Origin of the sequence: Modicisalibacter sp. 'Wilcox' (genome assembly GCF_010993675.1) — a bacterium.
Taxonomy (GTDB): Bacteria; Pseudomonadota; Gammaproteobacteria; order Pseudomonadales; family Halomonadaceae; genus Modicisalibacter; species Modicisalibacter tunisiensis.
Genome location: NZ_WNXF01000003.1, coordinates 207,546 through 215,240, shown reverse-complemented (window position 1 = coordinate 215,240; position 7,695 = coordinate 207,546). Strand labels below are relative to the sequence as shown.

Genomic DNA, 7,695 nt, shown 5'->3' with positions numbered 1-7,695 from the left:
CGGAATTGGTAGACGCGCTAGCTTCAGGTGCTAGTGTCCTTACGGACGTGGAGGTTCAAGTCCTCTCCTGGGCACCACGCGAAAGCCGCCGAAAAACATGATGCGCCCAGGTGGCGGAATTGGTAGACGCGCTAGCTTCAGGTGCTAGTGTCCTTACGGACGTGGAGGTTCAAGTCCTCTCCTGGGCACCATCCGCATCATGCTCTCCTCTCTCGTGATTTCCCGAATTTACTGATCTCGCATTATGGCTTTGCTCATGCCCGTGCGATGCCGACATGTGGCCCGAACACGCCTCACCACCGAAGCCTCCCCGCTTTCGCTTCTCAGCTGCCTTGGGCCTCAACCATTACCGACCTCGATTCGCCAGCTCGCATCTCTTGCGCACTTCAGTAGCGCGGCGGCTGGTCGGCGACACGCGCCAGCGCCCAGCCCTGCGTGCTGACACGCGACTCCAGCGCATGCTCCACCGGCCCCGGCAACCGCGGGAAGAAATCCAGCCCCGTCAGCGCCTCGATGCGATCGATGGTCACCAGGTAGCGATCCAGCGGTTCGCTGCCCTGGACCCGCTGCGGCATCAGGAAGGCCAGCGCCCGGGGCTGCGGCCCCGGCACGACGATGATCTTGTAGAACATCGTCGGCACCTGCACATAGCCCACCCGATTGAGCAGCGCCCCCCAGCCCGGCGCAAACACCGGCCCGGTGATCACCTGCAGGGTGCCGAAGCGCGGCGCGAAGTCGTCGATGACCACCTCCTCGAGCCGCTGCCACAGGCGCCGGTTGAGATTGGGCCGCTGGGGGGTGATGTTCGACATCAGAAAGGTGTCGCGCTGCGCGCTGCGGCCGTAGTTGGCGGCGATCGCGTAGTTGGGCGCCAGATGCCCGCGGTCGTAGCCGCTGCGCAGATAGTCGTCGGGCGCCACCGGCCACAGCGTGCGCCAGTCGCGCCGGAAGTCCGGGCGCTCGCCGATATGCACGCCCTCGGCGACGGGATGCAGCTGATAGCCGACCCACAGCGGGCTCGCCCGCAGGTCCGACCAGCCCAGCAGCACCCCCTGGTTGCGCAGCACCCGATGCAGCGCCAGCCAGTCGGTGGCCTGCCGCTCGGGCAGCCCCATCCACACCAGGCGCTCGCGGACATCGCGCTCCTGCCAGTACCACAGGCCGCTGGCCACGACCACGAAGACCAGCGCAACGGCGAGGCGCCGGGCACCCCGCCCGGCCCAGTCGAGGACGTCGTCGATCACGCGGCGGCCTCGGACGAGGCCATCATCCGGCCCTGGGGCATCACCTCACAGCCCCACGCTGAACATCGTCTCCAGATCGTGGCGGGAATGCACCTGCAGCGCATTGAGGGTCTCGGTCTCGCGAACCCCCTCGACCTGAGTCAGGCGCCCGGTGACCAGGTCGGCCAGCGTCTCGAAGTCCCGGGTCCGGGCGATGGCCACCAGATCGTAGCGGCCACAGGTGGAATAGACTTCACTGATCCCCGGAACCTCGGCCAGACGCTCGGCGACGGCCTTGATGCGGCCCTTTTCGGCGTTGATCAGAATCACGGCGTTCTGCATGGCTCTCCTCCCTGCCTGAATGCGACCGGTGAGCCGACGGCTCACGTTGGCGGCAGTATATCAGCGCAGATCACCCCGCGGCAGCGTCGCCGGCCTCCAGCGCCAGCAACCGACGCTTGAGCGATGCACCACCCGGCCAGCTACCCGGGCCGCCGGTGGTCACCAGGCGATGGCAAGGCACCAGCAACGGCAGGGGATTGGCCGCCACCGCCCGGGTCACCGTGATGACCGCCACGTCGTCGCCCAGCCGTCGCGCCAGCTCGCCATAGGTTCGCGTCGTGCCGTAGGGAATGCGCCGCACCGCCGCCCAGACCTCACGTTGCGCCTGACTGCCATGGGGCGCAATATCGACACTGAACTGACGCCGCCGCCCGGCCAGATAGGCCAGTATTTCATCGCGCGCCCTGGCCAGAGCCGTATCGTCGTGCTCCCACCCCGGCTCGATACGCTCGGTATCGAAGCGCAGGTGGCGAATGCCGGCCTCGTCGCCGGCCAGCAGCAGATCGCCGAGCGGGCTGGAAAATGTCGTGAAACGCATGAGGCCTCCTGTTCCTCCGGCAACCGCCCGCTCTCGGGCAATGGCGCATGACTCGCCAAAAGTGTATACACTTTTGCCAGGAAAAATGTATACACTTTGACTAGGGTATGAAGAAGGAGGCCTGAACCTCCCCCGCAGTTCGGCATCCCGGCTGCGTAAAAAACGACAGGCGCCCCGCGCCAGGCACGTGACCGCCTTCCGCTCGCACCGGGCGGGAAAACATTCGGCAACCCTAACGCTGACCAACGAGGAGCTACCATGGCCGACCAAAATCGCCGCGACTTCATCCGCCACAGCCTGCTCGGCCTCGCCGCCCTGCCACTGGGCGCCGGCATTCTGTCACAACGGGCTCTCGCCCAGGAACTGCCGCCTCTGGACCCGAGCAACCCGCAGGCCAAGGCGCTCAACTATGTCACCGAAGCCAGTCAGGCCAGCGACAACCCCGCCTACTCGAAGGGCGAGAAGTGCGCCAACTGCATGTTCTTCAAGGAGGCCAACAACGGCTGCCAGCTGTTCCCGCAGAACAGCGTCGCCCCGGGTGGCTGGTGCCAATCCTGGACCAAGAAGGGCTGAACCTCGCCGGGGCGCCGCCATGGCGCCCCGGCACTCACTCGTCATATCAGCCGCGACCTTCAAGGTCGGCCGGCAGCGGCCACTGGTAGCGGCGCACCACTTCCTCGCCTTCCATCGACAGCAGCTTGACCGGGAAGCCCCACAACTGATGCAGGTGACGCAGCACCGGGTAGACGCTCTTGGCCAGCGGCCGCCGCCGATCCTGCACATGGTGCAGCGTCAGGGAGCGGTCACCTCGAATGTCGGCCTCCCAGACCTGAATATTGGGCTCGCGCACCGATAGCGCGTACTGGGTCGACAGCGCCTCGCGGATACGCCGGTAGCCACGCTCGTTGTGGATCGCCTCGATGGTCAGCATCTCATCCTGGTCGTCGTCGACCAGAGTGAACAGCTTGAGATCGCGGATCACCTTGGGCGACAGGAACTGCTGGATGAACGACTCGTCCTTGAAGTTGCGCATGGCGAAGTGCAGCGTCTCCAGCCAGTCGCTGCCGGCGATGTCGGGGAACCACTCGCGGTCCTCGGCGGTGGGCTCCTGACAGATGCGCTTGATGTCGCTGTACATCGCGAAGCCCAGCGCATAGGGGTTGATGCCGTTGAAGTAGGGGCTGTCGAAGCTTTGCTGGCTGACCACCGCGGTGTGCGACTGCAGGAATTCGAGGATCACGCCCTCGTCGACCAGCCCCTCGTCATACAGCCGGTTCATGAGCGTGTAGTGCCAGAAGGTCGCCCAGCCCTCGTTCATCACCTGGGTCTGGCGCTGCGGGTAGAAGTACTGGGCGAGCTTGCGGACGATACGCACGATCTCGCGCTGCCAGGGCTCGAGCAGTGGCGCGTTCTTCTCGATGAAGTAGAGCAGGTTCTCCTGGGGCTCGGCCGGGTAGCGCCCGTACTGATGCAGGCCGAGCGGATCCTCCTCGTCATGCTCCGGGCCATGCGCGGGGCGATGCTCGGGAATCGTGCTCCACAGCAGGTTGACCTGCGACTGCAAGTACTCGGCACGCTCGGCCTGACGCCGCGCTTCCTCCTCGGCGGAAATCGGTGACGGGCGCTTGTAGCGATCGACGCCATAGTTCTGCAGCGCATGGCAGGCATCGAGCAGTTGCTCCACGGCGGCAACGCCGTGGCGCTCCTCGCATTCGGAAACGTACCGGCGGGCGAACACCAGATAGTCGACGATCGCCGAGGCGTCGGTCCAGGTACGGAACAGGTAGTTGCCCTTGAAGAAGGAATTGTGGCCATAGCAGGCATGCGCCATGACCAGCACCTGCATCATCAGGGTGTTCTCTTCCATGAGATAGGCGATGCAGGGGTCGGAATTGATCACCAGCTCGTAGGCCAGCCCCATCTGGCCGCGCCGATAGGCCTGCTCCACGGCCAGGAACTGCTTGCCGAACGACCAGTGATGATAGCCGATCGGCATGCCCACGCTGGCATAGGCATCCATCATCTGCTCGGAGGTGATGATCTCGATCTGATTGGGATAGGTGTCCAGCCGATACTCGTCGGCCAGGCGGGCGATCTCCCGCTCGTAGGCCGTGAGTGTCTCGAAGTTCCAGTCCGAGCCGGTGGCAATGGGCTTGCGTCGGGTCATGATGCTGCCTCCTGGGCCGAGCTCAGTGCTCGGCGCGACGCCGGAAGAGTTCACGGAACACCGGATAGATGTCCCCTGCCTCGACGATCTGCCGCATGGCGAAACGCTGGGGAAACTCGGCCTGCACGCTCTCGTACTCCTCCCACAGCGCCTGGTGGGCGTGGGGGGTGATCTCCACGTAGGTGAAGTACTGCAGGCGCGGCATCAGGGACTTGACCAGCAGCTCCCGGCAGGTGGTGGAATCGTCGTCCCAGTTGTCGCCGTCCGAGGCCTGGGCGACGTACAGGTTCCACTGGTGCGCTGGATAGCGGTCGCGGATGATCTCGTCGACCAGGGTGAGCGCACTGGAGACGATGGTACCGCCGGTCTCGCGGGAGTAGAAGAACTCCTCCTCGTCGACCTCCTTGGCCGCGGTGTGGTGGCGCACGAAGACCAGCTCGACCTTCTCGTAGTTGCGCTCGAGAAAGAGGTAGAGCAGCAGGAAGAAGCGCTTGGCGATGTCCTTGTGCGACTGGGTCATCGACCCGGAGACATCCATCACGCAGAACATCACCGCCTTGTTCGACGGCTGCGGCTGGTTGATCAGGTTGTTGTAGCGCAGGTCATAGGTGTCGATGAACGGCACCGCGTCGAGGCGCTTCTCGAGCCGCTCGATCTCGGCCTTGAGCTCGGCGATGCGCGCCGGGTTGCGCAGCACCGGGTCCTTGCGCTCCTCCGCCTCGAGCGCCTCGGTCGCCTCGCGCAGGGCTCGCTTGATCGGCGCCCGCATGGCGATGCGCCGCGCCTGGGCCTCGCGCATCGAGCGCACGATGTTGATGCGCGCCGGCACCCCCTCGCGGGCAATTCCGGCCCGCACCGGGCGCACCTCCTCGAGGTCGAGCAGCGCCTTGCGCTCCAGGTGCGGCAGCTCGAGGCCGTCGAAGACGAAATCGAGGAATTCCTCGCGGGTCAGCGAGAAGGCGAACTCGTCCATGCCCTCGCCCTGGTTCGAGGCGCTGCCCTCGCCGGCCCCGCCACCGCCGCCCCCGCCGGGGCGGCGCAGCCGGTCGCCCTCGACGAATTCCTTGTTGCCGGGGCTGACCACGGTACGCTTGCCGCCGGGGCCATGCTGGAAGACCGGCTCGGAGATGTCACGAGCCGGGATGGAGACCTTCTCGCCGCGCTCCATGTCGGTGATCGAGCGCTTGTTGACGGCCTCCTCCACCGAGCGCTTGATGTGGGTGCGATAGCGATCCAGGAAGCGCTGTCGATTGACCTCGCTCTTGTGGCGGTCGTTGAGCCGCCGATCGATGAAATAGCTCATGCCTGCCTCCCTCCGGGAGTCTCGGGGGCACTGGCCGCCGGACATCGCCTGCCGTGTCCGGCCGACCGGACCGCCGGGGCGCGGGTGATACCGCCGTCCGCGCCCCGGGCGGGAAGGCTCAGTGCGACTTGCGCACGCGCAGGTACCATTCGGAGAGCAGGCGCACCTGCTTCTCGGTATAGCCCCGCTCGACCATCCGGGCGACGAAGTCCTCGTGCTTGCGCTTGTCGGCCTCCGAGGCCTTGGCGTTGAACGAGATGACCGGCAGCAGCTCCTCGGTGTTGGCGAACATCTTCTGCTCGATCACGCCCTTGAGCTTCTCGTAGGACTGCCAGCTGGGGTTCATGCCGTTGTTCTGGGCCCGCGCCCGCAGCACGAAGTTGACCACCTCGTGGCGGAAGTCCTTGGGATTGGAGATTCCCGCCGGCTTCTCGATCTTCTCCATCTCCTCGTTGAGGGCCTGACGGTCGAACATGTGGCCGGTCTCGGGGTCACGGTACTCCTGGTCCTGGATCCAGAAGTCGGCATAGGTCACGTAGCGGTCGAAGATGTTCTGGCCGTACTCGCTGTAGGACTCGAGGTAGGCGGTCTGGATCTCCTTGCCGATGAAGTCGACGTAGCGCGGCGCCAGGTACTCCTTGATGAAGCGCAGGTAGCGTTCGTGGGTCTCCTTGGGCAGCTGCTCGTGCTCCAGGCGCTGCTCGAGCACGTAGAGCAGGTGCACCGGGTTGGCGGCGACCTCGTGGGTGTCGAAATTGAACACCTTGGAGAGGATCTTGAAGGCGAAACGCGTGGACAGCCCGTCCATGCCCTCGTCAACCCCGGCGGCATCGCGGTACTCCTGGATCGACTTGGCCTTGGGATCGGTGTCCTTGAGGTTCTCGCCGTCGTAGACCCGCATCTTGGAGTAGATGCTGGAGTTCTCCGGCTCCTTGAGCCGCGAGAGCACCGAGAACTGGGCGAGCAGGCGCAGGGTGTCCGGCGCGCAGGGCGCCTCGGCCAGCGAGGAATGCTCGAGCAGCTTCTGGTAGATCTTGATCTCCTCGGAGACCCGCAGGCAGTAGGGCACCTTGACGATGTAGACGCGGTCCAGGAAGGCCTCGTTGTTGCGATTGTTGCGGAACTGCTGCCACTCGCTCTCGTTGGAGTGGGCGAGGATGACGCCGTCGAAGGGAATCGCCCCCATGCCCTCGGTGGGGTTGTAGTTGCCCTCCTGGGTCGCGGTCAGCAACGGATGGAGCACCTTGATCGGTGCCTTGAACATCTCGACGAATTCCATCAGTCCCTGGTTGGCCTTGCACAGCCCGCCGGAGAAGCTGTAGGCGTCCGGGTCATCCTGGGAGTAGAGCTCGAGCTGGCGGATGTCGACCTTGCCGACCAGCGAGGAGATGTCCTGGTTGTTCTCGTCGCCGGGCTCGGTCTTGGAGACCGCGATCTGGTTGAGCCGCGAGGGATGCAGACGCACCACGCGGAACTGCGAGATATCGCCGCCGTACTCCTTGAGGCGCTTGGCCGCCCAGGGCGACATCACGCTCTTCAGGTAGCGCCGCGGAATGCCGTACTCCTTCTCGAGCTGCTCGCCGTCCTCCTCGGGGGAAAACAGCCCCAGCGGCGATTCGAAGACCGGGGACCCCTTGATGGCGTAGAAGGGCACCTTCTCCATCAGCAGCTTGAGCCGCTCGGCCAGCGACGACTTGCCGCCGCCCACCGGGCCCAGCAGGTAGAGGATCTGCTTGCGCTCCTCGAGCCCCTGGGCGGCGTGACGGAAGTAGGCGACGATCTGCTCGATCGCCTCCTCCATGCCGTAGAACTCGAAGAATGCGGGATAGCGACGGATGACCTTGTTGGTGAAGATGCGGGACAGGCGCGGGTCCTTCGACGTGTCGATGACCTCGGGCTCGCCGATGGCTTTCAACATGCGCTCCGCGGCGCTGGCATAGGCACCGGGGTCCGTGCGGCACAGTTCCAGGTACTCCTGAAGACTCATCTCTTCCTGCTGAACCTGCTCGTAGCGGCTCTGCACATGGTCGAAGATACTCATTGAGGCCTCCTTGAATCGCGACACCCGGTCGCCGACAACCGTCTGGGTTTTCCGGGCTGGCGTAATGATCAGCGTAGACGG

7 protein-coding genes and 2 tRNA genes are annotated in these 7,695 nt (G+C 65.0%); 3 read left to right on the top strand and 6 right to left on the bottom strand.

The genetic code is table 11. The annotated features are described in order from the left end of the window. Positions 1-77 (top strand) — tRNA-Leu (locus G7A98_RS04395). 27 nt (positions 78-104) lie between these two features. After that, a tRNA-Leu gene (locus tag G7A98_RS04390) sits at positions 105-191 on the top strand. A gap of 195 nt (positions 192-386) precedes the next feature. Here the strand turns inward: G7A98_RS04390 and G7A98_RS04385 are convergent. The 3 genes from G7A98_RS04385 to G7A98_RS04375 form a co-directional block, all read right to left on the bottom strand. Next, on the bottom strand, positions 387-1,244 hold the full coding sequence (locus G7A98_RS04385) for a DNA/RNA non-specific endonuclease (RefSeq protein WP_163648263.1): 858 nt from the start codon (positions 1,242-1,244) through the stop codon (positions 387-389). A 45-nt stretch (positions 1,245-1,289) separates the two neighbouring features. Next, a complete protein-coding gene (locus tag G7A98_RS04380; RefSeq protein WP_163648262.1) occupies positions 1,290-1,565 on the bottom strand; it encodes an Lrp/AsnC ligand binding domain-containing protein in 276 nt (91 codons plus the stop codon). Positions 1,566-1,635: 70 nt separating this feature from the next. Further along, a complete protein-coding gene (locus G7A98_RS04375; RefSeq protein WP_163648261.1) occupies positions 1,636-2,103 on the bottom strand; it encodes a methylated-DNA--[protein]-cysteine S-methyltransferase in 468 nt (155 codons plus the stop codon). A 258-nt stretch (positions 2,104-2,361) separates the two neighbouring features. On the opposite strand from G7A98_RS04375, the gene G7A98_RS04370 reads away from it, so the two are divergent. Then, complete coding sequence (locus tag G7A98_RS04370; protein ID WP_163648260.1) at positions 2,362-2,676, top strand: high-potential iron-sulfur protein; 315 nt, start codon at positions 2,362-2,364, stop codon at positions 2,674-2,676. Between the two features lie 46 nt (positions 2,677-2,722). Here G7A98_RS04370 and G7A98_RS04365 read toward each other — a convergent pair whose 3' ends face one another. The 3 genes from G7A98_RS04365 to G7A98_RS04355 all read right to left on the bottom strand — a co-directional run bounded on the left by G7A98_RS04365 (position 2,723) and on the right by G7A98_RS04355 (position 7,614). Then, positions 2,723-4,270: a SpoVR family protein gene (locus tag G7A98_RS04365; protein WP_163648259.1), complete on the bottom strand. Its 1,548-nt coding sequence runs from the start codon at positions 4,268-4,270 to the stop codon at positions 2,723-2,725. Positions 4,271-4,292: 22 nt separating this feature from the next. Next, positions 4,293-5,573 (bottom strand): YeaH/YhbH family protein, encoded by a 1,281-nt coding sequence (locus G7A98_RS04360; protein WP_163648258.1) that lies wholly within the window; start codon positions 5,571-5,573, stop codon positions 4,293-4,295. 118 nt (positions 5,574-5,691) lie between these two features. Beyond that, entirely contained in the window at positions 5,692-7,614 is a 1,923-nt protein-coding gene (locus G7A98_RS04355; protein WP_163648257.1) for a PrkA family serine protein kinase, read from the bottom strand. Between the last annotated feature and the right edge of the window lie 81 nt (positions 7,615-7,695).

Excerpts from the sequence above, each read along its gene's own strand:
- G7A98_RS04360 (WP_163648258.1), bottom strand. The coding sequence starts at position 5,573 with ATGAGCTATTTCATCGATCGGCGGCTCAACGACCGCCACAAGAGCGAG.
- G7A98_RS04375 (WP_163648261.1), bottom strand. The coding sequence starts at position 2,103 with ATGCGTTTCACGACATTTTCCAGCCCGCTCGGCGATCTGCTGCTGGCC.
- G7A98_RS04365 (WP_163648259.1), bottom strand. The coding sequence starts at position 4,270 with ATGACCCGACGCAAGCCCATTGCCACCGGCTCGGACTGGAACTTCGAG.
- G7A98_RS04380 (WP_163648262.1), bottom strand. The coding sequence starts at position 1,565 with ATGCAGAACGCCGTGATTCTGATCAACGCCGAAAAGGGCCGCATCAAG.
- G7A98_RS04355 (WP_163648257.1), bottom strand. The coding sequence starts at position 7,614 with ATGAGTATCTTCGACCATGTGCAGAGCCGCTACGAGCAGGTTCAGCAG.
- G7A98_RS04370 (WP_163648260.1), top strand. The coding sequence starts at position 2,362 with ATGGCCGACCAAAATCGCCGCGACTTCATCCGCCACAGCCTGCTCGGC.